This window comes from Pseudomonas sp. H3(2019), assembly GCF_007713465.1.
Classification (GTDB): Bacteria; Pseudomonadota; Gammaproteobacteria; order Pseudomonadales; family Pseudomonadaceae; genus Aquipseudomonas.
The window spans coordinates 214,173-238,824 of record NZ_VMSG01000005.1; the positions used below are offsets into that span (position 1 = coordinate 214,173).

Below are 24,652 nucleotides of genomic sequence, written 5' to 3' on the forward strand. Positions count from 1 at the left end.
CTTTCGTTTAGTAGCGCAATGGTTGCAGCCCTACTTATGGATGACCCCCAATGTTCAAACCTACGCCAAATCCTCCAGAAACCGATCCGGTTTCCCCCTACGCCTCACTCGATTCAAAAGAACTCCACGCCGCCGCGCACCGTGCGCTCGATCATTACCTGGTACTACCCGAGACCAAGCAGTTGTTGGCCGACCGACGCCCTGGTTGCATTTTTGTCATCGCCCCGGACGTCGACAGCGAAACCCTGCTGGCCCATGCCTGCGAGACGCTCGCCTCGGTGAATGTCATGGCCAGCGATCTGGCGTTTGAACTCGAAGGTCCCAAACGCAATACCGCGCTGGCGATTCAGCAGATGATTTCGCTGGCCGAGTTGGCGGTGAATCGGGCACTGGATCACCTCGATCCGCCGGACTCACCGCAGTAGCACGCCAACACGCTGATCGTTCCCACGCGCGTGGGAACGATCAATAAAAAAAAGGCCTCCACTCGGGAGGCCGTTTTTTTGTGTAGTACGCATTTTTTGCAGTGCCGGCAATGACGCCTTCGCGAGCAAGCTCGCTCCCACAAGGATCGAGTTTGCCGCAGGTTAGGTGCGCATTCCGCGACCGCTGACCAGCAACCGCGCGCAACCGATGTACAGCACTACGGTTGCCACCAGCATGAAGGTAATGGCGATGCTGATCTTGATGTCCGAGACGCCGAGGATGCCGTAACGGAAAGCGTTGACCATGTGCAGCACCGGGTTGGCCAGCGACACGGTCTGCCAGAAGGGTGGCAGCAGGCTGATCGAGTAGAACACCCCGCCCAGGTAGGTCAACGGCGTCAGCACGAACGTCGGGATAATCGAAATATCATCGAAGTTGCGCGCAAACACTGCGTTGATGAAGCCCAACAGCGAAAAGATCGTTGCCGTCAGCAGCACCACCAACAGGGTAATACCCAAATGGTGCACTTGCAGGTGAGTGAAGAACAGCGAAAGCAGCGTCACGATCACGCCCACTGCCAGGCCACGCAGCACCCCGCCCACGGTGTAGCCGATCAGAATGGTGTGCGGCGAAACCGGTGAAACCATCAGTTCTTCGATGGAGCGCTGGAATTTGCTGCCGAAGAAGCTCGATACCACGTTGCCGTAGGCGTTGGTGATCACCGACATCATGATCAAGCCCGGCACGATGTATTCCATATAGGTGAAGCCACCCATATCACCGATTTGCCGGCCAATCAGATTACCGAAGATCACAAAGTACAGAACCATGGTGATGGCCGGCGGCAGCAGGGTTTGCGGCCAGATCCGGGTAAAACGCCGGACCTCACGATAAACAATGGTATTGAGCGCAACGAGGTTGGGCTTCAGTTCGGAACTCATACGGCCACCTTCGCCAGATTTTTCTCCACCAGAGACACGAACAACTCCTCGAGGCGATTGGTTTTGTTGCGCAGGCTCAGCACTTCGATGTTCTGCATGGCCAACTGGCCGAACAACGCGGTAATACCGACGGCTTTATCGACCTGGACTTCCAGGGTGTGGCTGTCGAGCAGACGGGTCGGATAGCCGTTCAACTGCGGCGCTACGGTCATGGCGTTCTTCAGGTCCAGCAGGAACGTCTCGACATGCAACTGGCTGAGCAGGTTACGCATGCTGGTGTTTTCGACGATGGTGCCGTGGTCGATGATGCCGATGTTGCGGCACAACTGCTCGGCCTCTTCCAGGTAATGCGTGGTGAGGATGATGGTGATGCCTTTCTGGTTCAGCTCGGTGAGGAAGGTCCACATCGAGCGACGCAGTTCGATATCCACACCAGCCGTCGGTTCGTCGAGAATCAGCAAACGCGGTTCATGTACCAACGCACGTGCAATCATCAGCCGCCGCTTCATACCGCCCGACAGTGACCGCGACGGCACATCGCGCTTGTCCCACAGGCCGAGCTGAGTCAGGTATTGCTCGGCGCGCTCTTTGGCGATTTTGGGCGGGATACCGTAGTAACCGGCCTGGGTCACGACAATATCGAAGGTCTTTTCGAACTGGTTGAAATTGAATTCCTGCGGCACCACACCAATGCAGCGCTTAAGCCCCGCCGGGTCGCGGTCCAGGTCGTGGCCAAAGATATTCACCGTTCCGCTGGTCTTGTTCACCAGGGTCGAGAGAATGCCGATGGTCGTGGATTTGCCGGCGCCGTTGGGGCCGAGCAAGGCAAAAAAGTCACCTTCGGCGACATCCAGATCGATACCACTCAGGGCCTGGAAACCGTTGCCGTAGGTTTTGGTTAGCTGCCGGATGGACAGAGCAGAACTCATATCGGATTTACGCACCAAGAAGGGAAGTCAGGAATAAGTAAGGGCGAGCGGCGACCAATGCAACCGCGGCGCATTAGCGCAATGGTGCTTGGCGACGCCGCACAAGTACAGTCAAGTGTGTTGATAGTCAGTATTAAGTCAACGCGGTCATGACGGCTTTTTGATAAGCCGGACGTTGCTTCAGGCGCGCATACCAGGCTTGCAGATGGGGCATTGGCGCTCGCTCGATGGGCATCTCGAACCAGGCATAGATAAAGCTGCCCAACGGAATATCACCCGCGCCGATCTCGTCGCCGGACAAATAAGGCTTCTGCGCCAATGCCTGGTCGACCATCGACAGCAATTGCTCGCAGATTTTCTGCGCCGCGTTGATCGCCACCCAATCCTGCTGATCGACTGGGGTGCGCAATACGCCCCAGAACACCTGGCGAAAAGGTTCGGCAAACGACGAAGTGGTCCAGTCCATCCACTTTTCCGCACTCGCCCGGGCCTGCACATCGGCCGGGTACCAATGCGAATCAGCCGCGTGACGGGCAGCCAGGTAACGCACGATGGTGTTGGATTCCCACAACACAAAACCGTCGTCTTCAATCACCGGAATGCGACCATTGGGGTTCATCGCGCGGTATTGCGGTGTGTCGACCACACCAAAAGCCCCGCCCGCATCCTGCGTTTCGTAGGTCAGCCCGAGCTCCTCGGCGCACCACAGTGCCTTTCTGACATTCGACGAATTTTTCCGACCCCAGATCTTCAGCATGACCGCTCCCAAATGGATGAATGCCGGAGCAGTCTACGCCGGATCAGACGCGACTCAAATCGGTCTCCCGGTTCCCGAGCAATACCGGCGACTGTTCGAGCGGATCACGGCTGTCGCCACGATGCCTTTCAGCGAACTCCGCCACCGGAGGGTGGTCACTATCGATGAAACGGCCGGGACTATCACTGACGAAACTCACCGCTGTTTCCCACAATTTCAAACACATCGCTCTGACCACCCCGTTTTGCAGATGCCGTCTAAGCTCTGAAGGTGGTTTTGACCCTGGCTTCACGGAGGATTGAATATGCTGTTGTTGTGGATACTGGTTCTGGTGGTCGGGATTGCCTGGCTGGCTCACCGCCGCATCGCGCCCCTGCCCGCCCTGGGTATCGTGGCGGTCTATCTGCTGGCGATGGGAGTCTTCAGCCACCATCATCGAGGCTGGCTGCTGCTGATTTTCTGGATCGTGCTGGCCGTCGTCGCGGCGCCCCTGCTGCTGCCCGACCTGCGACGCAAATATTTCAGTGCCCCGTTGTTCAACTGGTTCCAGAAAACCCTGCCGCCAATGTCGCAAACCGAACGCGACGCCATCGATGCCGGCACCGTCTGGTGGGATGGCGAGCTGTTCAGCGGGCGTCCGGACTGGCACAAACTGCTGTCCTATCCCAAAGCGCAGTTGAGCGAAGAAGAGCAGGCCTTCATCGACGGCCCGACCGAAGAACTCTGTGCCATGGTCAGCGACTGGCAGATCGGCCAGACGATGGACCTGCCGGCCGAGGCCTGGACGCACATCAAGCAGAATGGCTTTTTTGCCCTGATCATTCCCAAGGAGTTCGGTGGCAAGGGGTTTTCCGCCTACGCCCACTCGCAAGTAGCCATGAAACTGGCCACCCGCAGCGGCGACCTGGCCTCCACCGTGATGGTGCCCAACTCCCTAGGCCCGGCAGAACTGTTGCTGCATTACGGCACCGATGAACAACGCAACCATTACCTGCCCCGCCTGGCGCGTGGCGACGACATCCCGTGTTTCGCGTTGACCGGCCCACTCGCCGGCTCCGACGCGGGCGCCATGCCTGACACCGGGGTGATCTGCAAAGGTCAATGGGAAGGCCAGGAAACCCTGGGTCTGCGGCTGAACTGGGAAAAACGCTACATCACCCTCGGTCCGGTCGCCACCCTGCTCGGCCTGGCGTTCAAGGCGTACGACCCGGACCATCTGCTGGGTGACCAGGTAGACCTTGGTATCAGCCTCGCGTTGATCCCGACCGATACCGCCGGGGTCGACATCGGCCGACGCCATCTGCCCCTCGGCGCCGCCTTCATGAACGGCCCAAACTGCGGCAAGGACGTATTCGTGCCGTTGGACTTCCTCATCGGCGGCCAGGAGATGCTCGGCAAAGGCTGGATGATGCTGATGAATTGCCTGTCGGTCGGGCGTTCCATTTCGCTGCCGGCAGTCGGCACCGGCGCCGCCAAGTTCACCAGCCTGGTGACCGGTCAATACGCTCAGGTTCGCGAGCAATTCAACGTGCCGCTGTCGGCCTTCGAAGGGATTCAGGAAGCGCTGGCACGTATCGGCGGCAACGCCTGGATGATGGATGCCGCGCGGATGCTCACCGCCAACGCGGTGGATCTCGGCGAGAAACCTTCGGTGCTCTCGGCGATTCTCAAGTATCACCTCACCGAACGCGGTCGCGAGTGCATCAGCCACGCGATGGATGTGCACGGTGGCAAGGCGATCATCATGGGCCCCAACAACTACCTCGGGCGCAGCTGGCAAGGCGCGCCGATTTTCATCACGGTGGAAGGCGCGAACATCCTTTCGCGCAACCTGATGATTTTTGGTCAAGGCGCTATCCGCTGCCATCCGTTCGTGCTCAAGGAAATGGCCCTCGCTGGCCGTGAAGACAAGGACCAGGCACTCAAAGAGTTCGACGGCCTGCTGCTCAAGCACATCGGTTTCGCCGTGAGCAACGCCGCCAGCACCCTGGTGCTGAACCTCGGCTTCGGGCATTTCGAACAGGTACCAGGAGACAAACTCAGCCAGGGCTACTTCCGTGCCCTAAACCGTCAGGCTGCGGCATTTGCCCTGCTCGCTGACCTGAGCATGATGTTGCTGGGCGGTGAACTGAAACGTCGCGAGCGTCTGTCAGCCCGACTCGGTGATGTACTGAGCAACCTGTACCTGGCCTCCGCCGCCCTCAAGCGTTACCACGATCTCGATTCACCCGAGCACATGGCGCCGCTGTTTACCTGGGCCATGGAAGAGAGTCTCGGCCAGTCGGAACGGGCGCTGGATGAACTGCTGAGCAATTTCCCGAGCAAGGTGCTGGGTTGCCTGATGCGGGTGATCGTGTTCCCGTTCGGTCGCCGTCACAAAGGACCGTCGGACAAACTCGGCGCCGAAGTGGCTGCAGTCATTGGCCGGGCCAAGGGCGATCCGACACTCGAAGAGTTGCTGGGGGGTTGTTATCGGCCGCAATCGGTCGATGACCCGGTCGGTGCGCTGCAACATGCCTGCGACCTGCTGAGCGCCGCACAACCGCTGCAGAAAAAAATGCACTTTGCACTCAAGAGCGGGCAGTTCAAACCGGGTGCCGGAGAGCACGTCATCGACGCCGCCCTGGAGGCCGGCGTGCTGCAAGCCGCAGAAGCACATACCCTGCATGAGGCCGAAGCCGCGCGGCGCAAAGTGATCGACGTCGATGATTTTTCCAAGGAGCAACTTGAGCTGGCCGAGGGCAAGACCCGCTAACGCGGTGGCTCGTCCGGCGGGTCAATGATGAAAAGCGGGCGCTGGAGCTATATACTCCGGCGCCCGTTTTGCTTTTGATCTAGAGGACTCCCGTTATGCTCGACCAAACTCTCGTCCAGCTCGACCTCCTGCGCAGTATCCTGGTCGCTGTCGGTGAAGCCGAGCAGGTTCCAGACGAAAGTCATGCCTTGTTCCTGGAGCGCTTCGACGAACTGCGTGCGTCGCTGCCAATCGATCCGATCGAAAGCCAATACCTGGGCCAGGACATTATTTGTCAGGTCATCACCCGTTATCCGCAAATTGCCCACCTGGTCCCTCGCGACCTGTTGTGGTATTTCGCCGGCGACTGCCTGCACTACATGCCAGACGATGAAATCGATCTGTATCAGGCACTGGAAGAACGTCGTTACGAAGCCGAAAAAAACGACGAACCGTTCGACTGGAACCAGGAAAAACAACTGCTGGCCCTGTCGAACCAGGACAGCAAGCACTGATCCCGGATCAGAAATACAAAAGGCCCGCATGGTTAAACATGCGGGCCTTTTTTTGTCGGAAAGATCAAAAGATCGCAGGCTTCGCAAGCTCCTACAGGGTTTTGGGAGTTACTTCAGGTTGCCGCTGAGGAACTGCTTCAGCCGTTCGCTCTTCGGGTTACCCAGCACGTCTTCAGGCGCGCCCTCTTCCTCTACCCGTCCCTGATGCAGGAACAGCACCTGATTCGAGACTTTGCGGGCAAAGCTCATTTCGTGGGTCACCATGATCATGGTCCGACCTTCTTCGGCCAGGCCCTGGATTACCTTGAGCACTTCGCCCACCAGTTCCGGGTCGAGCGCCGAGGTCGGTTCGTCGAACAGCATGACTTCCGGCTCCATCGCCAGTGCGCGGGCAATCGCCACCCGCTGCTGCTGACCGCCCGAGAGGAACGCCGGGTACTGCTCCGCCACACGCGCCGGCAGGCCGACCTTGTCCAGATAACGCCGGGCACGATCTTCAGCGTCCTTCTTGCTGACTCCCAACACCCGGCGCGGGGCCATGGTGATGTTTTCCAGCACGGTCATGTGACCCCACAGGTTGAAGTGCTGGAACACCATTGCCAGACGGGTACGCAGTCGTTGCAGTTCGGCATCGTCGGCCACGCGCATGCCATGGTGGTCTTTGACCATCCGTATCTGCTTGCCGTCCAGGCTCATCGCGCCGTCATTGGGCGTTTCGAGAAAGTTGATGCAGCGCAAAAAGGTGCTTTTGCCCGAGCCGCTGGCGCCGATCAGGCTGATCACGTCACCGGTTTTGGCTTTCAGGGAAACGCCCTTGAGCACTTCGTGGCTACCGTAACTCTTGTGTAGTTCTTCAACAGTCAATTTGTACATGTGCGCAGCATCCTCTAAGGGAAAATGGGTCGCCACTGCGTAGACATCGCAAGCGGCGACAAAGCCCGTGGCCTGATGAGCGGCCGTACAGAGCGCTAAGTCCTAGTGAGCCGGGCCCAGAAAAGCCAGCCAACGACGTTCGGCAATGCGGAACAGACCAACCAGCGCAAAGGTCACCAACAGGTAGATCAGCGCGGTAATACCGAACGACTGAAAGGTCAGGAAGGTCGCCGAGTTGGCGTCGCGAGCGACTTTCAGAATATCCGGGACGGTGGCGGTGAAGGCCACGGTAGTCGAGTGCAGCATGAGGATCACTTCGTTGCTGTAGTACGGCAACGAGCGACGCAGGGCCGACGGCATGATCACGTAGGCATACAACTTCCAGCCCGTCAGACCGTAGGCTTTGGCGGCTTCGACTTCGCCGTGGTTCATGCTGCGAATCGCCCCGGCGAAAATCTCCGTGGTGTAGGCGCAGGTGTTCAGGGCAAACGCGAGGATGGTGCAGTTCATTGCATCGCGAAAGAACGCGTCGAGCAACGGTTGCGCACGGACCGCGGCCAGGCTGTAGATCCCGGTGTAGCAAATCAGCAACTGGATATACAGCGGCGTGCCGCGAAACAGGTAGGTGTAGAACTGCACCGGCCAGCGTACGTAAAGTTTGTTGGAAACCCGGGCAATCGACAGTGGAACCGACACCAGGAAACCGATGAAGATCGAGGCGCTGAGCAGCCACAGGGTCATGGCCAGGCCGGTGATGTGGTAACCGTCGCTATAGAGGAAGGGCTTCCAGTAGTCCTGCAGTAATTCGATCATCGTACCGCCTCCCGGGAACCTGCCGCGTAATGCCGTTCGAGCCAGCGCAGGACATAGTTCGACGCGCTGGTGATCACCAGGTAGATCAGCGCGGCCAACACCAGAAAAAAGAACAGTTGATAGGAGCTTTTACCGGCGTCCTGAGCCGCTTTGACCAGGTCCGCCAGGCCGATGATCGACACCAGCGCGGTGGCCTTGAGGATCACCATCCAGTTATTGCCGATGCCCGGCAGGGCGAAGCGCATCATTTGCGGGAACACCACGAAGCGAAAGCGCTGGGCACGGCTCAAGCCGTAGGCCGTGGCGGCTTCCATCTGTCCGCGGGGCACAGCGAGGATCGCGCCGCGAAAGGTCTCGGTGAAATACGCGCCGTAGATGAAACCCAGAGTGATGATCCCGGCGGCGAACGGATTGATCTCGATATATTCCCAGCCCAGCGCCTCGGTGAAACTGGTCAACCAGGTTTGCAGGCTGTAGAAAATCAGCAGCATCAGCACCAGGTCCGGCACCCCGCGAATCAGCGTGGTGTAGAGCTGGGCCGGAATCCGCAACAGTTTGACGCTGGACAGTTTGGCACTGGCGCCGATCAGGCCGAGCAGAACGCTCAACAACAGCGACAGTATCGATAGCTTGACGGTCATCCAGGAGCCTTCCAGCAACAGAGGGCCGAACCCCTTCAAGCTGAATCCGGAGAGCCCGAGTGTCTGCAAAAGTGCTTCGAACATAATTCAGGACCTATAGCGATAAAAAAGTGCCCGTCCCGAGGACGGGCACCGGGGCCTTACTTGCCGCTGTAGAGACTCAGATCACCGAAGTGTTTCTTCTGGATCGAGTCGTAGGTGCCGTCATCGTGGATCGCCTTGATGCCTTTATCGAGAAGGGCCTTGAGCTCGGTGTTGCCTTTGGCGATACCCACCGCTGTTTTAGCGGGCAACAACTCGCTGTCGATCGGCTGGCTGACCTCGTAATCAGCCCCTTGCGGCGACTTCAAAAAGCTCAGCTTGGCTTGCAGCATGTCCTGGATCGTGGCGTCGAGGCGACCGGACATCAAGTCCGCGTAAACCTGGTCCTGGTTGGCGTAGGCCTTGGTTTCTACCCCGGCTTTGTCCAGTACGGCCTTGGCGTAGGCTTCCTGAATGGTGCCTTGCTCGTAGCCGACTTTTTTACCCTTGAGCGAGGCTACGTCAGAAACGCTGGAGCCCTTTTTGTAGACCAGAGCGGTCGGGCCGGAGAACAGCTCGCTGGAGAAATCGATGACTTTCTCACGGGCCGGAGTCACGGTCATGGAAGAGATTACGCCGTCGAATTTGTTGGCCTTCAGGCCTGGAATCGTGCCGTCGAAATCGCTCTCGACCCATTTGCACTTGACCTTCAACTCGGCGCAGATCGCGTTACCCAGATCGATATCGAAGCCCACCAGGCTGCCGTCGGCCGCTTTGGACTCGAACGGTGCGTAGGAAGGATCAACACCAAAACGCAGCTCTTTGTACTCTTTGGCCGTGGCTACGCCGGCGGCCATGCACAGTGTCAAAGCAGAAAGGGTCAGCAATGTTCTTTTCATTATTATCAATTCCTAAAACCACTACGGGCGCTTGTAGCGCATGGGTACTGCTACTGGAATGCGTGTGACGCTGTAAACCTGAACCTCAAGTACGTGCTTTAAAGCCATCTTGTGCGTCAGCACCTTCGGGTGCCTCTTATACACACACACTTACTTGTACATACAAGCATATGCAATCAACCAGCCAACTCGCTGAACGACAGCTGAAGAAAACTTTTTAAGCAACCGGAAGGCGTCTGGAACGGGGTTTTGGGAATGGTCAAAAAAATCTTGAGGGTGGCCGAGCCGCTTTCGTGAATGTTACCGGAGCCACGTTTTTGCGCCGTGTTGGTGCATCCGGTAACAATTTGAAAGGGCACATTACGTGTGGAAATACCCCGTCATGGGGCCAACTCGTGGGTGAGAGCACAACTCGAAAAACAGCAACGCGCCCACATTCGCACAGAAGTTTTTCTTCTAAACAATGGCGCTTTGCCTCGGTTGAACTACCTTCAAGCAAAGAGCAAACCATACGGTTTTGAGTTGTCCACGTTTTGTTCAGCGATCAGATAGCGAATTGGCAAAAGGAGATACCTCACTATGATCCTGACTAGCGCTTTCCGGCTTTGTGCATTGATTGCCGGTTACTTTTGGGGGGAGCCAAGTCGGCTGACAATGCCGTACAAGGCTGCAGACAGAAAATCCTCACGGGGCCTGAGCCCAGGTATCCGGATCACTAACGACAGTTTTAGCGCAGGTCGCTCACGGGTCAGTCAGACCCGCATATTGCGCCTGCTCGCCCGCAGCACCCAGCAATATTGCCAGGGCCACTAATGGTTAGTGGTCTGGTGAAGTGGAGGGCCGGCCCGGGCGCCTTGAAGCGATCCAGGTAACCAGGTTAGCCCGCAGATGGCCTATTCAGCGAGGATGCACTTAATGAGCTATCGTACCGTGCCCGCTTTCAAACGAATTATCCATGGCCTGTTATGGATGGGTCTTGGTGTGGATGCGGCTCAGGCCGCGGCGAACAATTGCTCGCAACTGGCCAGTCTGCCCGCCGTGTTCGAGGTCGGCCAAGGGCTTCAGGACGAGTTGCGCATGCCGGTCCCGATCAAGCAACTGGCAGTGGGCGACCCGAAGGTTGCCGACGTGCAAACCAGCAGCAGCAACTCCTTCATCCTCACGGGTGTAGCGCCCGGCGCCACCAGCCTGATGGTCTGGACCGCCTGCTCGCCCACGCCGCGCCAAAGCATGGTATTCGTCAAAGGCAGGGCCACCGCAGCGCTGACCAGCGTGTCGACGGTACCTTCTGCAGACCCGCTGTTGCCGAGCCAGGTGCAGACCGATATTCGCTTCGTCGAAGTCAGCCGTACCAAATTGAAAGAGGCCAGCACCTCGATCTTCGGCAAAAGCGGCAATTTTCTGTTCGGCTCGCCGGGCTCTGTGCCCGGGGTGACTGTGACCCCAGGCCACATTGGTAGTCTGGCGCCAAACATCCCGCTCAATAACGGCACGTTCAATATCGGCTTTGGCGGCGGCAATGTCCTGGGAATGATCAATGCGCTGGAAGGCAGTGGCTTTGCCTACACCCTGGCGCGGCCGAGCCTGGTGGCCCTCAGCGGCCAGAGTGCGAGCTTCCTGGCCGGTGGTGAAGTGCCGATTCCGGTGCCCAGTTCAGGCAGCGACAACATCTCCATCGAGTACAAGGAGTTCGGTGTCCGCCTGACCCTGACCCCGACCATCATCGACAAAGGTCGCATTGCCCTGAAGGTGGCACCCGAGGTCAGCGAGCTGGACTTCACCAAGGCCATACAGATCGCCGGCACCGTGGTCCCGGCATTTACCGTGCGCCGTACCGACACCAGCATTTCCCTGGCCGATGGCGAAAGCTTCGTCATCAGCGGCCTGATCAGCACCAGCAACAGCTCCCAGGTGAACAAGTTTCCAGGGCTGGGCGATATCCCGATTCTCGGCGCGTTCTTTCGCAATAACAGCATCAACCGTGAGGAGCGCGAACTGCTGATGATCGTCACTCCGCACCTGGTTCAACCGTTGGCGGTCAACGCACAACTGCCGTCATTGCCGGGTGAACAGCTGCGCAATTACGACCCGAACTTCTACCGCATGTATTTCCTCGACAACGGTGACTTCGACAGCCGCATGGGGCTCTCGCAATGAGCCTGGTTCAAGGTGTTGTAGCCAGAGGACACTCAATGAAAGCGGTCATAGCAATAGCGGCGACGGTGATGCTCGCGGGGTGTGCCACCAATGGCCTGTCTTCGCGACCGAGCAGTTGCTCGGCGCCTGGTTCGGATCAGCAGTTGTCGCTGAACCTGGCCGACGACATGACCAACGATGGCCGTTTGTATGCCAGCCTGGCGAATCTGGAAGGGCTGCCCGAAGACCTGCCGCAGGTTCGCCTGCGCAAGGCTCGAGTACTGCGCCTGCTGGGCCGTAATGAGGCCGAACCGTTGTACAAGAGTCTGCTCGGCACATGCCTGGCCGCTGAAGGCGAGCATGGTCTGGGCCAGATGGCCGTGGCCAGAAATGATAACGCGGCTGCCGCGGATCACCTTGAGCGTGCAATGAGGATGGCCCCCACCGACGACAAAATCCGCAATGACCTGGGGGTCGTCTACCTCAACCAGCGTCGGCCCAATGAGGCACGCTTCCAGTTCATGACCGCCATGGAACTCAAGCCGTCGGACTCGCTGGCGGCACTCAATCTGGTGACACTGCTGATCTATCAGGACAACTGGAAGCAGGCTGCCGAACTCGCAAACCGCGCCAGCCTGAGTTCCAAGCAAGTCTCGGATGCCCAAGCTCGCGCGGAAAGACTCAAGGCCCCGGCGAAAAAAGTGGTGGCTACCGAGGGTAAAGGCATGACAGAGGTAGTCAATGCCTCAGCCAATGCGATCAAGTAGACAAGATGAGGAGTCGCAAATGAATACCAAAGGGCTGTTGATAGTGTGCATGGCTTGCCTGTCCACGACCGCCTGGGCTATTGAGCCGGGCCCCTCTTCGGTGCCGCAACAAGGCACCGAGCAATGGATGCAACTACAGATTCGCGGCGTAGTGGCATCCCCTCGACTGCAGAGCGTTTCGGCCACCGAACGTGACCTTTCCATGCAACGCTGGCTGGATAGCTTCACCCACCCGATTCCTGAACATTTTGACCAGAAGGCATCGGGAAGCATGAGCAACGGCGGCAAATGAGACACGTCAGTGGACGATCAGCCTCTGGCGTAGTCCAGCGTTACCTGGCAAGAACGTCAGGGGCAATAACGTGCGTGGGTAAACGAATAAAAGAATAAAAGTGGATCAGGCGCCGGGCCTGACCCACTCAAGATTTGCTCCATCCTGTGCTCCGACAGGAGCCGCCATCCTGCTTGGCAGCCCCCCTCCCCGCTTCTCTCACCCGAACGCTTTGAGCACCCCGATCAACGCCGGTCCAATAGCGACCAGGAAGAAGCTCGGCCACAGACAGAAGATCAGTGGGAATATCAGCTTGGTACCAATTTTCGCCCCCATCTCTTCGGCTGCCTGCGTACGCCGGTCGCGGAACTCATCGGCATAGATGCGCAGGGTATCGGCCACGCTGGTACCGAAGCGGATGCTCTGCCCCAGCAGGCTGACCAACCCTTGCACGTCTTCCAGTCCGGTGCGCACGGCCAGTTGCTTGAGCGCCTCGGTACTGGTGATGCCGGCACGGATTTGCGCATTGACCAACGCCAGTTCCTCCGCCAGTTCGACCTGACTGACCGCCATCTCCTCAGCCACCCGTTCGATGGTCGTGGGCAAGGCCAGCCCCGATTCCACGCAGACCACCATCAGATCCAGGGCATCCGGAAACGCGACACGCAGCCGGGCCTGGCGCATCTGCTTGCGCTTGCTGACATACATCGCTGGCAGCAGCCAACCGACAGCGGCCGCCATGAGCACCAGCAGCAGGCCCAGGATCAGAGACAGTCGGGGGATCAGCGGCAACACCAGCAGCGAAATGCCGACCAATACCAGCGGCAACAGCAAGCGCACCGCCCAGTACATCTGCACCGCCGAAGACGAGCGGTACCCTGCGTGCATCAACAGAAGCTGGGTTTCGGACGCCTGAGCGGTTTCGGCGGAGCCAAAACGCTGGCCAACGCGCTCCAGCAACAGTTGCAGATTACCCGGTGCGTCCGGCCCCCCTGCACTCCCGTAATGCCCACGCTTGATCAGCGCAAGGCGACGCTGCATCGGGTCCTGAAGCCCCAACACCAGTAACGTCACGGTAACGACCGCGAGCACCGTACTCACCCCTATCGCACTGACGAACAACAGGCGCGCCAGCACCTCATTACCCGTCACCCGACCCAACAACCCGAGCAAATAGTCCATGACCTGCACCTCCACGTAGCGAATACTGCTTAAACCTGAATCCGGATAATTTTGCGGATCCAGACAATCCCGACCAACATCGCGCAGAAAGCCCCGATGATCAGCTTGTGGCCGATCGGATCATTGATCAGCACCGGCAAGTAGGTGGGCGTTGTGATCAAGATCAGCGCCGCCAACACGAAAGGGATGGCCACCAGCACCCAGGCCGACATTCGACCTTCGGCCGACAGAGTCTTGATCTTGCGTTGAAAGCGGAAGCGCCCCCGGATCAGCCGGCTCAAACGCTCGAGCACCTCGGTCAGATTGCCGCCGGTCTCGCGATGGATGAGGATCGACGTCACCAGCATCATCACCGTCATGCTTGGCATACGCTCCAGCAGGCCGAGCATGGCGCGACGCACATCATTGCCATAGTTGATATCGGCGAAGGTCAGGCCGAACTCATGTGCCACCGGTCCCTTGTGCTCTTCGGCTACCAGGCGCAGGGTTTCATTGAACGGGTGCCCGGCACGCAGGGCCCGGCACATGGCATCCAGCGCATCCGGCAAGCCCTCTTCGAACGCAGCAAAGCGTTTGTTGCGGTCACGGAGGATTTTCAGCAACGGCAGCCAGGCCACCGCAAAACCTACTGCCAACGCCATCCACCAGGGTGACGAAATCAACAACACCAACGCTCCTGCACCACCTCCCATCGCGAGCCCGAGGAATAGCACCCGATAGGCCCGATATTCGTGTCCGGATTGCTCGATCAGCTGTGTCAGGTCCGCCATGAACGGCAGTTGCTCAAGCCAGGCCTCCAGTGGCGACAAACGTGTCAGGTATTTCTGTCTCAATACCGTCTGCATATTGGGCAGATTGTTGGCTTTCTCCATGACATGCAGGCGACCGCGAATACGCTTGCGCATCTTGCCCGCCTCACCGAACACCGGCACCACCACGCCCTGGGCCAAGAGAAAAACGGCGATAAATACCATGCCGAGAAAGATCAGAATGAATTCACCAGGAATATTGTTCATGACTGCCGAGCCTCCATCCATTCAGGCCTGAACAGGTTCAGTGGCAACTCGATACCACGCTTGGCCAATACGTCGCGAAAGGCCGGAATCATGCCGCTAGGCCGGTAATCACCGAGCACTTCACCGTGTTCGCCAATGCCACTGCGCGCAAACGAGAAAATCTCGGTCATGGTGATGATCTCGCCTTCCATGCCGTTGATCTCTTGCACGCTGACCAGACGCCGCTTGCCGTCCTCCTGACGTTCCAGCTGGATCACCACATCAATGGCCGAAGCGATTTGCTGACGCATGGCCTTGATCGGGAAAGTCGCACCGGTCATCGACACCATGTTCTCGATTCGCCCCAACGCATCACGCGCGGTATTGGCGTGGATCGTGGTCAACGAGCCGTCGTGGCCGGTGTTCATGGCCGTCAGCATGTCCAGCGCCTCGGCGCCGCGCACTTCGCCGATCACAATGCGGTCGGGGCGCATCCGCAGACTGTTGCGCACCAATTCGCGCTGGCTCACCTCGCCACGCCCCTCGATGTTCGAAGGACGGGTTTCCAGACGCACCACATGGGGCTGCTGCAGTTGCAGTTCGGCCGAATCTTCAATGGTGACGATTCGTTCGTTTTGCGGAATGAAACTCGACAGCACATTGAGCATGGTGGTCTTGCCGCTGCCGGTACCGCCGGAAATCAGCACATTCAAGCGCCCGCGAACAATCGCCTTGAGCAGCAACGCAATGGCCGGGGTCAAGGTACCGACCTGGATCAGGCTATCGGTATTGAGCAAGTCCACAGCAAAGCGGCGGATCGACATGCTCGGCCCGTCGATGGCCAGCGGCGGAATGATCGCGTTGACCCGCGAACCATCCTTGAGCCGGGCGTCCACCAACGGCGAGGACTCATCGATGCGCCGCCCCAGACTGGAAACGATGCGGTCGATGATGTTCAGCAAATGCTGATCGTCACGAAAACGCACATCGGTCCTCTGCAGCTTGCCAAAGCGTTCGACATACACCGAGGCGGAGCCGTTGACCAGAATGTCCGACACGGTGTGATCCGCCAGTAACGGCTCCAGTGGGCCAAGGCCCAGCACCTCATCGGTGATCTGCTTGATGATCAACTGACGGCTGACCGAACTCACGGGCGCTGAATGCTCATCCAGCAAGCGCTGACAAATCTCGCGAATCTGCCGCGTGGCCTCGGCCTGCTCAAGGGAATCGAGCAAGGACAGGTCCATGACCTTGAGCAACTGCTGGTAGATTTTTTCCCGCCACTCGGCCTCCACCGGGGTGACCTGGCTCTTGGTCTCGTAAAGAATGTCCGGTGCTGCACGCTCCCACGCCATCAATTCCTCTGCCGGGTCCAGCAGGTCGTCACCCGGCTGACCAGTCAACGATGCGGCGGGTTTAGCGGACTGTTTGCGCAAGCGGTTACGAAAGTCGCTGATCATGGGTTATCCCCCGAAAAAACGGTTGAAGGCACGTTTGAACAAGCCTTTGTTCCCGGTCATCTGCTTACCGACCAACGCCTCGGACATCTGGCGTACGGCGACGCTGATCGGAGCCCGCGGTGCTTGCACCCCCAACGGCACACCAGAGTTCTGACTCTGGCTGACCAGGTTGAAGTCGTTGGGTAATTTCAACAGGTTCGCGCAGCGTAGCGCCTCGCCGATATCCTTGAGGCTGATGGCCGCCGCCTTGTCATAGCGGTTGACCACCACCTGCAATTGATCCCCGCGCACGCCCAGGTCTTCGCGAAGAATCCGCGTCAGCGAGCTGGCATCCCGAAGATGGCTGACGCTCTGCTGCACCACGACGTACACCCGATCCGCCTGCTCGAGCACGGAGCCTGTGAGGTGGTCGATTTGCCGCGGCAGGTCGACCACCACCCAGTCATAGCTGGCACGGGCCAACTGCAACAGGGCATCGAGTTGCTCGGGCTGGGCATCCTGCGGCAGGCACAACTCGCCGGCCCGCCCCCCCAGCACATGCAAGGTCGGGCTGAAGTGGCTGCAAAAACCGCGTAGTGCGACGCTGTCCATGTCCTCAACCTGTTGCAGCACTTCCAGGTGGCTGTGCGATTGCGCCACATCGAGGTAATGCGTCACGCTGCCAAATTGCAGGTCCATGTCCAAAAGCAGGGTATTGCCGCCCTTGACGCTGAGCTGGTGAGCCAGGTTGCAGGCCAGCAAGGTGCTGCCGGAGCCGCCCTTGGCGCCCATCACGGCAATCAGCTTCCCTTCTGCCCCACTGTTGACCCGAACCTCCGTAACCAGACGACTCAAGGCAGCAACCAATTCAGTCTCGGCTATCGGTTCCGGCAAGACATCACGAGCGCCGGCCTGCATCGCCAGGCGCATGCCCTCCTGCTCGTTCAACAGGCCACACACCAACAGCGGCGGACGCTCATGGGCCGGACGCTGTAACAGTGCCGCCAGCTCCTCGCGCCACAGATGGCTAACGCGCACCAACAACAGATCGGGCATCCGTTCCAGACCATAGAGCGGATCGACATGCCCATTACTCACCAGACGCGTGCTCACCTCCAGGCTGGGCATACGTTGGCAAACGCCTTGCAGATCACGCAACGCCGTGGCGTCACGGCTACTGATCAGCAATCGTAGCCCTGGTTTGCCGGTCGCAGTGCTTAGTGGAGTTTCCTTGATATTCAGCATGGAGTGACCTCCCCTGATTCGGAATGATGCCCAAGGGCTTCGCGTGGCAAGGTTGCCCTGATGGTGGGCAACGTGATGGGCACGCCAAACCCGGGAATAAACAGATTGAATACGTAGCTTTGCAGGCTCACCTGGACATAACGGATGGCACGGAATCCGGTGGCGCTAACGGTGTCGGTGGGGTTGCTCACCAGCGCACCGTTCGCGTCCAGGTAGGTCAGCGTCAGGTTGCCAGTGCCCAGATTGGTGATCAGTTGGCTGGTGCCGGTGTTGCCCGCGGCATTGAAAATCGCCCGCTGCAACACAATCGGATCGCTGATATTGCACACCGCCGCCAGGCGTGCGCCGCGCCGCACGGACTCATCGAGGGCATTGACCGTGAAGTACAGGCGGCCCATTTCCAGCACGCCGAACAACAGAACGAACACCAGCAAGCCGATGAAGGCGAACTCCACCACATAGACCCCGCGCATCTGTTTGCGATTCATCACAGTGCCCTCATGACAGTCGTGGCGACCAGCGGAATACTCAGCGCAATCGAATTGGCAAAGAGCCCGGTAATCGAACCGGTACAAGCACCAGCGCCAATCACCGGGCAGAAGGTGTAGGTGATGGTGACCCGTACATGGTCGGTGCCCACTGCGGAGACTGCCACGTTGCCGGTCGTCAACCCTGACACTACAGGCGTCCCGGTGTTGGCAGGCACGCCATAGACCGCCACATTTTGTGTATTGGTCTGCAGCGTACTGCTCAGAGAGACAGCGCCGAGCGTCGAGTTCCAGGCCTGGCTGGCGACGTAACGGCTGGCATCACGACTGGCCTGTAACAGGGTGTTGTACTGAAAGAGCATTCGGCCAAACTCACCGAGGGCCAGCAACAGCAGCAGCATCAACGGCAGGACGAGGGTGAATTCCACCAATGCCATGCCTCGCTGGCCCTGCGGTTGTTTGAACACGTGAAGTCTCATGACGCCTCCTACGAGTCAGTGCTCGGAGTGCCGCTATTGCTGATATAGGTTTTGTAGAGCTGAATGATCTGGGGGCCGTAACTACTACCCGAAGGATTGGGACCCGGCACATTGTCGCCCTCGCACTCCTGCACGAACTGCCCGAAGATCTCCGAGGTACCTCCCGTGCCACCGGCCGGCTGCACCACGAAATAGCAGCCAAAACCCAGGACCGGAATCGAGGTGGCGCCATTATTCTGCCCAGTACAGTCGCCAATCACGATTTTCAGCATCCGTCGTTCGAAGACTCCACCGCTCTGGCAACCACTGCCTGTGCCGGCGACACACGCCGCGGAACTCGCCAGCCAGTCGTTGTAGCCAAGCACCGCCTTGCCGCCAGCGGTGAGCGTGCCACCGCTCGAAATGACGTTCTGGCCCTTGTATTGCAGTGTGCCTGAGTTGTTGCTGATCACTGGCGTGCTGTAGCTGACGATCAGATCTGGCGGATAATCCGTGGCGCTGACCGGTCCGCTGTACTGACCGAAGCGGGTGTTCAAACCTTGGGACACCGGGCCGACCTGGTTGCCCGGCTGGGTCGTGACATTTTGCCCGACGCTGCGGCATACCGAGCCGCCGCCGGCCAGGTCCTGCCTGATAGTACTGCCACCCGAACCGAAATCGAGCAGTTGAAAGTTGCCAGGGCCAATGGCGGACTTAGTGCCAGAGCCCGATTTCAAATCCTGCAAATCGCCAAAGTGGAAGCCCCAGAACACCCCGGTGCTCGGGCTGTTTTGGGTCGGGTCACCACAGACCATCAATGGCGCGAGATCACAGGGACTGGTAGGGCTGGGTCCGGCAGTGGCCATCGCCGCCACCGCCTTGTTGCCCAGACCAGGAGTGCCCAATGACTGGACGAAACTCCAGAAAAAACCGGTCAGGCGATAGCTCGGTACTGTTACCCGAACATAAGTGGCATTCGCCGGCCCCGGGTAGGAGAACGGTCCGTAAACGCTGTTGGCCAGTTCCACCACCGCGAAGGTGCCCGCGTTGCCGCCGATGGCCGTTGCCAGTTCGGTGTTGCCCGTGGCATTGGCATTCAGCGTCAGCGTATTCAGCGCGGCAGTGCGCGTTGTGCTGGCAATGTTGGTACCGCCGGTGAGCTGACTCAGGGTTTTGGCGCCACTCAGGGCCGCGGCGTCCACCGCATTTTGCAGGCGGGTCTTGTTCAGCAGCAGGTGACTGCCGTCCAGCGCCAATGCCGCCATCATGGTGATCGCGGCCAACGCGATCACCATCAGTACGGTCACCGATCCCCGCTGGCGCCTTGGCGTTACCGGAAACGGCCGTTGAATTCGAGAATTCATGATCAAGCCCTCATTTGCCGATACGGACCCGAATCGGCTCCGCCACTACCTTGCTACCCATTGCGCCTTGTCAGCGCACATTGACGACATGGGCTTCGATCCCACGAATAACGGTAACCGCCCCGCCGTTACCGCCGCCACGGTGTACCACGCGTCTTGGCGCCGTTTCGGTGGCCATGGCAATGGTCTGCGTAACAGGTGCAGCAGGTGCTACAGGTGCGGGGGTCGGTTTTTTCGTGAGATTCAGCGGGTTGCGCAGGGCCAGTTGCAACTTCCCTTCGGTCTGCGCCGTGACCAGGGCTTCCGCCTCAGCGGCGGTCATCTCCAGTGTCACTGCACGCACCACCACCGGCTGGGTCTTGTCGGTGCCAGCAGTCTGATCCACCGCCAACACGCGCAAGTTCTCGAGGATGGTCCGTGACACGGCGTTATTGCCGTTTCCATCGGTGTGTTTGGTTGCCAGCACATCGACCCGGTTACCCGGTAACAGGAACCCGCCGACACCGACCACGTCGTCCACCCGTACCGAAATGGCGCGTTTGTCGGGGTCAATCAAAGAAGCCAGGGTGCTGCCACCCAGGTGTTCACTGAGGCGTGCGCCACGCACGATGTCGCCGCGCAGGATGTCGAACGTGGCGATCTTGCCCACCGCCTTGTCGCTGGAGTCGAAGGCATCGTCCGGGATCGTATCCATGGGCATGCGCACAGTCGCGACCTGCTGGGCCTCGACCATCTGCCCGAAAGGAATTTCGACCGTGGCGACTACCACGCTTCGAAGGTGATCATCCGGGCTGGCATTGAGCCGTGCGCTCAGCCAGGAGTTGGCCATCCATGCGGCGCCGAGGCCCATGACCAACGAAATGCCAATCAACGTTGCAGTACGAGAGCTCATGTCTGTATCTCCTACTCAAAGGAAGTCGAGCTGGACAAAGTAGTTGTGCCAGGCCCATTCCAGTTCCTGCGGCGACAGTGGCCCGGAACCACCCTGGTAACGCTGACGATCGAGCGCCATGTTCAGGAGATCACGGGGGTGGCAAGGCACCAGAGGCATGCCTTCAGCGGCGTAAAGTTTCTGCAGCGCAAAGCGCACCAGCAGCGGGTCATGACGAATGCCCAGGCGCTCGGACTCCTGCTGCCAGATCCGTTCGTACTCTTCGGGTTTCAGGTAACCGAATTGCAGCTTGTAGCCAATCCGGCGGAGGAAGGCCTCATCGGCCAACTCAAGGGGATTGAGGTTAGTGGAAAACACCAGAATCAGATCGAATGGCAGCTCGCAATGCCGCCCGCCTCCCAGGTTGAGGAAGTCGCGCTTCTCTTCCATCGGGACGATCCAGCGATTCAACAGTTCGGCGGGCGGCATGCGCTGGCGCCCCATGTCATCGATGATGAACAGGCCATTGCTGGCCTTGAGCTGCAAGGCGGCCTGGTATTGACGGGTGAAGGGGTCATAACGAATGTCCAGTTGCTCCATGCTCAACTCACCGCCGGTAATGACGATCGGGCGTTTGCAGCACAGCAGCCGACGGTCGATCCCTTCGTTGAGCATCAGATTGTTCTGTGGACTGCCATCGTCCAGCCGCTGGTGTACCTGCGGGTCATAGATCTCGATCACCGACTCGTTGATCACAATGGCGTAGGGCACCCAGATAGCCTCGGCGAACAGGCGAATCAACCGACTGCTGACATAGGTCTTGCCGGTTCCCGCGGGGCCATAAATCATGATCGCCCGCCCGGAATTCAGCGCCACACCCAACTGATCGAGCATCCCCTCCGTGAGCACTACGCCGTTAAGTGCCGTGTGCATATCGTGAGCGCTGATGCGTCCGTGGTGAATGGTCTGCAGCTTGAGCAGGGAACGGTAGGCACTCACCGGGAACGGCGCCGCGCCGATATAGCCGCTACGCGACAGGGCATCGCGGGCGGCGCTGCGACCGCGTTCAGTCAGGCCATAACGCAGCGACTGCCCGCCTCCCGTTTGCACGCCCATCTGCCCAAGCACTTCGATACGACCGTCCTTGCGCAGAAACGCCAGGACCTCTTCCAGCACGGCGCCGGTCAGCGCCAGGCGCTCCACCAGCCGCGACATGTCCAGCACGCCGGCGTCATACAAATGTTTGCACACCAACTCGCCGAGAAAACTGTCCGTCAGACCCGTCTCGCTGATAGTGCACGGCTGGGGAGCCAGTCGTTGCACCGCTTCTCGCTCATTGCGGTAGGCATCACTCTCGACAATGACGTGCATGACTAACCTCCCAACCCACTGGCAAAGAGCTGCCAGTGAATGGTGTTTAAAGTGCCGAGCAAAATGGCAATCGAATAAGGGAAAGGCTTGCCGGCCACCTCCTCTGAAGTCGGCGCCAGATAGGCCTGCGCCCTCAGAATCAGCCAATAGCGCCCCAGGGTCTGTAACAACTGACCGCGCACCAGCACTATCAGGAAACCGCACACGCCACCGGCTATCAGGCTGAATAAGGCAGCCCACAGCGCGTAATGGAAGGGTAGAAAACTGCCGACCATGGCCATCAACTTGACGTCACCGGCGGCCATGCCACCCAAGGCGTACATCGGCAGAAACAGTGCAAAACAGATCAGGATGCCCAACAGGCCGTCTCCCAATCCGCTAACTCCCCCTGAGTGCGTCTGAGCGACCAATCCCAAGGCAAGTCCCAGCAGAATCAGCAAGTTGGGAATACGGTGGCGAAGCAGATCGCTCACCACCGCCACGCCCAAAAGTCCTATCAGTAAAACAGTCGATACCATCAGTTCCGTGGACATGGCGCGTCTCCCGACTGGGTATTATCGTTATCAGCAAGCAGCACCATTAACCGCAGCGCAGAGTGCTGTGATCCTGGTGTTCACTGCGCCACCAAGTAGAGTGAACGCAACGACAACAGCGATCGTAATCAACCCACCTGCCACTGCGTATTCCACAATGGTCAGGCCATCCTCGTCTTTGGCGAACTTGTGCACCGAAGTTCTTATTAATTGCAGAGTCATTTTGCGCACCTCACGACTGCAGTCATGTAGATCAGTACCTACCTTGGTAGAGACGGCACGATGTCCATCGAGTTATCCGGCAGCTCTATCAGCAAGACAGTAACAACCGGTTGCTCCATGGACGTCGCGCGTCCCCCCCACGGCAAGTTGTCATTATCAGCAGGCAGCACCTTTGACCGCGGCGCACAGCGCTGTGATCCTGGTATTCACTGCGCCGCCCAAAAGAGTGAACATGGCGGCAACTGCCACGGTGATCAGCCCACCCGCTACCGCGTATTCCACGATGGTCAGGCCGTCTTCGTCTTTGGCGAACTTCAGTACCGAAGCCTTGATAGTTTGAAGAGTCATTTTGTGCACCTCATTCTTGAATGTTGTTCTTCCGGGGGAGCAGCACTTTTTGCACTGCTTGTAGCTACCTTAGTCAGGGCATCCCCAAGGGGGTTAGGAGGATTTTGCGCATCGCTAGGACTTTTTTGCGGGCACCGCCAACTAGCGGGTAGTGGGTGTCCGCAGAAGGAAAAGAAGGGAAAGGAAAGGCTCTAAACAAGGAACGGAGGGCAAAGATCATTGCCCTTGATTCACAAGCGACGAACGGTTGCAGCCATATCCGCCGCCAACGCGCCAATAAATAACCGCCCGGCACTGACTTACAGGCGGAACATAGAACGCATAGAACTAAATATGGTTTTTCTTATCAGGATTTAGTCTGCAAAGTGATAGCACATTGGCAATACTCCTCAGCGGAGAGAGGCACGAAGAACCTCAGAGCCCAGAGCCAAATACATGACGTCGAACGTGATCAGGAAGCCATCACTCCTCTGGTTCGATCGGACCCACGATCGCTCCACCCCCGAACTCATTGCGCAGTTCGAGCACGCCTGCGACTGCAAACTGGCGAAAGGCTCCGCATTTTCCAGCGGGATGCAGGCCGATATGATCTGCATCCATTTTGATCGCCCCGACACACCCGGCCTGAGGATGCTGCTGGAGATCAAACGCACCGCACCGGCCATTCCGATCACCATGTTCACCGTGCAGCACTCCGAAGAGCTGGCCGTATGGGCGATGCGTTCGTGTGTCTGGGAATACATGGTGCTGCCCCTTTCAGCCGCCGAAAGGAATCGCTACCTGACGGCGGTCATTCAGCTTCACGAGCTGCGCCACAATGTTCGCGACCAACGCAAGACGATGCAGATCGACCACTCCCCGACCCTTCCGGGCAGTATCCGGATGACGCCGGAACACCAAAAACACCAGGCGTTGAGCAATGTGCTGCTGTACATCGATCAGCACTTTCGGGACAACATCGATCAGAGGGATGTGGCCAAACGTTGCGGCATGACGACCTTTCGCTTCAGCCGCCTGTTCAAGGAAGCCTACGGGCTCGGCTTCATGGATTACATCTTGAACAAACGCATGAGTTTTGCGAAGGAATTGCTCGGCAACAGCCAGATGCCTATCACCAGCATTGGTTATGAAGCCGGTTTCAAGGACCCCTCCTACTTCGCTCGGGCCTTCAAACATTCCGCCAACTGCACACCCAGCGAATACCGCTTGGCGCACCAGCTTAGAGCGTCGGTAGTTGCAGAATTGAATGAAACCACCGCAGAAGTGCTGGATAGCCTGATCCATAGCCTGGGAGGCTGAGACACTTTTATAACGCGCACACAAAAACGCCGCTCAATGAGCGGCGTTTTTGTTAAATATGGAGCGGGAAACGAGACTCGAACTCGCGACCCCGACCTTGGCAAGGTCGTGCTC

Annotated in this window: 26 protein-coding genes; 7 read left to right on the forward strand and 19 right to left on the reverse strand. The window is 58.7% G+C overall.

All coding sequences use genetic code 11. The features are described from left to right. Nucleotides 1-50 precede the first annotated feature (50 nt). Entirely contained in the window at nt 51-425 is a 375-nt protein-coding gene (locus FPT12_RS07915; RefSeq protein ID WP_145015513.1) for a DUF6124 family protein, read from the forward strand. Nucleotides 426-587: 162 nt separating this feature from the next. Here the strand turns inward: FPT12_RS07915 and FPT12_RS07920 are convergent, their stop codons facing one another. The 3 genes from FPT12_RS07920 to FPT12_RS07930 form a co-directional block, all read right to left on the reverse strand. After that, nucleotides 588-1,367, reverse strand: coding sequence for an ABC transporter permease (locus tag FPT12_RS07920; RefSeq protein ID WP_019689336.1), 780 nt, complete (start codon nt 1,365-1,367; stop codon nt 588-590). Further along, nucleotides 1,364-2,296, reverse strand: coding sequence for an ABC transporter ATP-binding protein (locus FPT12_RS07925; RefSeq protein ID WP_145015515.1), 933 nt, complete (start codon nt 2,294-2,296; stop codon nt 1,364-1,366). The genes FPT12_RS07920 and FPT12_RS07925 overlap by 4 nt, the downstream gene beginning before the upstream one ends. A gap of 133 nt (nt 2,297-2,429) precedes the next feature. Next, nucleotides 2,430-3,053: a glutathione S-transferase family protein gene (locus FPT12_RS07930; RefSeq protein ID WP_145015517.1), complete on the reverse strand. Its 624-nt coding sequence runs from the start codon at nt 3,051-3,053 to the stop codon at nt 2,430-2,432. 304 nt (nt 3,054-3,357) lie between these two features. On the opposite strand from FPT12_RS07930, the gene FPT12_RS07940 reads away from it, so the two are divergent. After that, complete coding sequence (locus FPT12_RS07940) at nt 3,358-5,808, forward strand: acyl-CoA dehydrogenase (protein ID WP_145015520.1); 2,451 nt, start codon at nt 3,358-3,360, stop codon at nt 5,806-5,808. A gap of 95 nt (nt 5,809-5,903) precedes the next feature. Then, nucleotides 5,904-6,302 (forward strand): PA2817 family protein, encoded by a 399-nt coding sequence (locus FPT12_RS07945; protein WP_145015522.1) that lies wholly within the window; start codon nt 5,904-5,906, stop codon nt 6,300-6,302. A gap of 108 nt (nt 6,303-6,410) precedes the next feature. On the opposite strand, the gene FPT12_RS07950 is transcribed toward FPT12_RS07945, so the two are convergent. From FPT12_RS07950 to FPT12_RS07965, 4 genes are all read right to left on the reverse strand, one after another. Continuing rightward, complete coding sequence (locus FPT12_RS07950) at nt 6,411-7,175, reverse strand: ABC transporter ATP-binding protein (RefSeq protein WP_145015524.1); 765 nt, start codon at nt 7,173-7,175, stop codon at nt 6,411-6,413. Between the two features lie 102 nt (nt 7,176-7,277). Then, entirely contained in the window at nt 7,278-7,988 is a 711-nt protein-coding gene (locus FPT12_RS07955; protein ID WP_054593373.1) for an ABC transporter permease, read from the reverse strand. Next, nucleotides 7,985-8,713, reverse strand: coding sequence for an ABC transporter permease (locus tag FPT12_RS07960; protein ID WP_054593374.1), 729 nt, complete (start codon nt 8,711-8,713; stop codon nt 7,985-7,987). The genes FPT12_RS07955 and FPT12_RS07960 overlap by 4 nt, the downstream gene beginning before the upstream one ends. Nucleotides 8,714-8,769: 56 nt before the next feature. Further along, on the reverse strand, nt 8,770-9,549 hold the full coding sequence (locus FPT12_RS07965; protein ID WP_054593375.1) for a transporter substrate-binding domain-containing protein: 780 nt from the start codon (nt 9,547-9,549) through the stop codon (nt 8,770-8,772). Nucleotides 9,550-10,464: 915 nt separating this feature from the next. On the opposite strand from FPT12_RS07965, the gene FPT12_RS07975 reads away from it, so the two are divergent. Genes FPT12_RS07975 through FPT12_RS07985 form a run of 3 tightly spaced genes read left to right on the forward strand, consistent with a single transcriptional unit; the run spans nt 10,465 to nt 12,744 of the window. Beyond that, nucleotides 10,465-11,706 (forward strand): type II and III secretion system protein family protein, encoded by a 1,242-nt coding sequence (locus FPT12_RS07975; protein WP_145015528.1) that lies wholly within the window; start codon nt 10,465-10,467, stop codon nt 11,704-11,706. A 35-nt stretch (nt 11,707-11,741) separates the two neighbouring features. Beyond that, nucleotides 11,742-12,452 carry a tetratricopeptide repeat protein gene (locus FPT12_RS07980; RefSeq protein WP_145015530.1) on the forward strand — a complete coding sequence of 237 codons (711 nt, stop codon included), beginning with the start codon at nt 11,742-11,744 and terminating at the stop codon, nt 12,450-12,452. Nucleotides 12,453-12,471: 19 nt separating this feature from the next. Beyond that, nucleotides 12,472-12,744, forward strand: a complete 273-nt coding sequence (locus FPT12_RS07985; RefSeq protein WP_145015532.1) for a DUF3613 domain-containing protein — start codon at nt 12,472-12,474, stop codon at nt 12,742-12,744. A gap of 198 nt (nt 12,745-12,942) precedes the next feature. On the opposite strand, the gene FPT12_RS07990 is transcribed toward FPT12_RS07985, so the two are convergent. The 12 genes from FPT12_RS07990 to FPT12_RS08045 form a co-directional block, all read right to left on the reverse strand. Beyond that, the gene (locus FPT12_RS07990) at nt 12,943-13,905 is read right to left on the reverse strand and encodes a type II secretion system F family protein (protein ID WP_145015534.1); all 963 of its coding nucleotides are present in this window, start codon (nt 13,903-13,905) and stop codon (nt 12,943-12,945) included. A 29-nt stretch (nt 13,906-13,934) separates the two neighbouring features. Then, a complete protein-coding gene (locus FPT12_RS07995; protein ID WP_145015536.1) occupies nt 13,935-14,921 on the reverse strand; it encodes a type II secretion system F family protein in 987 nt (328 codons plus the stop codon). After that, nucleotides 14,918-16,360: a CpaF family protein gene (locus FPT12_RS08000; RefSeq protein ID WP_145015537.1), complete on the reverse strand. Its 1,443-nt coding sequence runs from the start codon at nt 16,358-16,360 to the stop codon at nt 14,918-14,920. Before FPT12_RS08000 ends, FPT12_RS07995 begins: the two co-directional genes overlap by 4 nt. 3 nt (nt 16,361-16,363) lie before the next feature. Beyond that, the gene (locus tag FPT12_RS08005) at nt 16,364-17,584 is read right to left on the reverse strand and encodes an AAA family ATPase (RefSeq protein ID WP_145015539.1); all 1,221 of its coding nucleotides are present in this window, start codon (nt 17,582-17,584) and stop codon (nt 16,364-16,366) included. After that, the gene (locus tag FPT12_RS08010) at nt 17,578-18,072 is read right to left on the reverse strand and encodes a TadE/TadG family type IV pilus assembly protein (protein ID WP_145015541.1); all 495 of its coding nucleotides are present in this window, start codon (nt 18,070-18,072) and stop codon (nt 17,578-17,580) included. The genes FPT12_RS08005 and FPT12_RS08010 overlap by 7 nt, the downstream gene beginning before the upstream one ends. After that, nucleotides 18,072-18,551, reverse strand: a complete 480-nt coding sequence (locus FPT12_RS08015; protein ID WP_145015543.1) for a TadE/TadG family type IV pilus assembly protein — start codon at nt 18,549-18,551, stop codon at nt 18,072-18,074. The genes FPT12_RS08010 and FPT12_RS08015 overlap by 1 nt, the downstream gene beginning before the upstream one ends. Nucleotides 18,552-18,559: 8 nt before the next feature. After that, nucleotides 18,560-19,897: a TadE/TadG family type IV pilus assembly protein gene (locus FPT12_RS08020; RefSeq protein ID WP_145015557.1), complete on the reverse strand. Its 1,338-nt coding sequence runs from the start codon at nt 19,895-19,897 to the stop codon at nt 18,560-18,562. 67 nt (nt 19,898-19,964) lie between these two features. Further along, nucleotides 19,965-20,786, reverse strand: coding sequence for a Flp pilus assembly protein CpaB (gene cpaB, locus FPT12_RS08025; protein WP_145015545.1), 822 nt, complete (start codon nt 20,784-20,786; stop codon nt 19,965-19,967). 15 nt (nt 20,787-20,801) lie between these two features. Next, nucleotides 20,802-22,136, reverse strand: coding sequence for an AAA family ATPase (locus FPT12_RS08030; RefSeq protein WP_145015547.1), 1,335 nt, complete (start codon nt 22,134-22,136; stop codon nt 20,802-20,804). A gap of 2 nt (nt 22,137-22,138) precedes the next feature. Next, the gene (locus FPT12_RS08035) at nt 22,139-22,669 is read right to left on the reverse strand and encodes a prepilin peptidase (RefSeq protein WP_145015549.1); all 531 of its coding nucleotides are present in this window, start codon (nt 22,667-22,669) and stop codon (nt 22,139-22,141) included. Nucleotides 22,670-22,699: 30 nt separating this feature from the next. Next, on the reverse strand, nt 22,700-22,891 hold the full coding sequence (locus FPT12_RS08040) for a Flp family type IVb pilin (protein ID WP_123585186.1): 192 nt from the start codon (nt 22,889-22,891) through the stop codon (nt 22,700-22,702). A gap of 156 nt (nt 22,892-23,047) precedes the next feature. Further along, complete coding sequence (locus FPT12_RS08045; RefSeq protein ID WP_123585187.1) at nt 23,048-23,239, reverse strand: Flp family type IVb pilin; 192 nt, start codon at nt 23,237-23,239, stop codon at nt 23,048-23,050. 435 nt (nt 23,240-23,674) lie between these two features. On the opposite strand from FPT12_RS08045, the gene FPT12_RS08050 reads away from it, so the two are divergent. Next, nucleotides 23,675-24,538, forward strand: a complete 864-nt coding sequence (locus FPT12_RS08050) for a helix-turn-helix transcriptional regulator (RefSeq protein WP_145015551.1) — start codon at nt 23,675-23,677, stop codon at nt 24,536-24,538. The last annotated feature ends 114 nt before the right edge of the window (nt 24,539-24,652 follow it).